The 436-nt window shown below is 44.7% G+C and carries 1 pseudogene; it reads left to right on the plus strand.

The features are described 5' to 3' along the window. Nucleotides 1–436 (plus strand): annotated as a pseudogene (locus tag ACFSR0_RS10290) (IS30 family transposase); the annotation flags it as partial.

A 436-nucleotide genomic window follows, 5' to 3' on the forward strand; every position in this document is an offset into this window, starting at 1 on the left:
AAGATCATCATAAGTATTCTGCGGCGTTTCTTGCAGCTTTGTCAGAAAAGCTAGTACCCAAGAATGGGCTACGGCTTCACAGTGTGGATACGTTTGTGCAATCCTATAAGAAGTCGCATCCGGAGGAACGCGTTCCATGCACGAAGACCGTTTATGCGTTGATCAATGCTGCTGTGCTCTCAATTCGTAACATTGATTTACCTATGAAGACCAGGATGCGACCACGAAAGAAAACAGTTTCAGACCCGAAGGGCCGCAATGCTAGACACTTAGGACGCAGCATTGAAGAACGTGCACCAGAAGTACTATCAAGAGAAACCTTTGGACATTGAGAAGTTGATTTGGTCTTAGGCAAAAAAACAAAAAATGAGCCCGTCATCATCACGATGGTTGAACGGAAAACGCGCTACTTTCTCACAAAAAAAGTTTGGGGGAA

The organism is Enterococcus camelliae, from assembly GCF_042685105.1.
GTDB lineage: Bacteria > Bacillota > Bacilli > Lactobacillales > Enterococcaceae > Enterococcus_G > Enterococcus_G camelliae.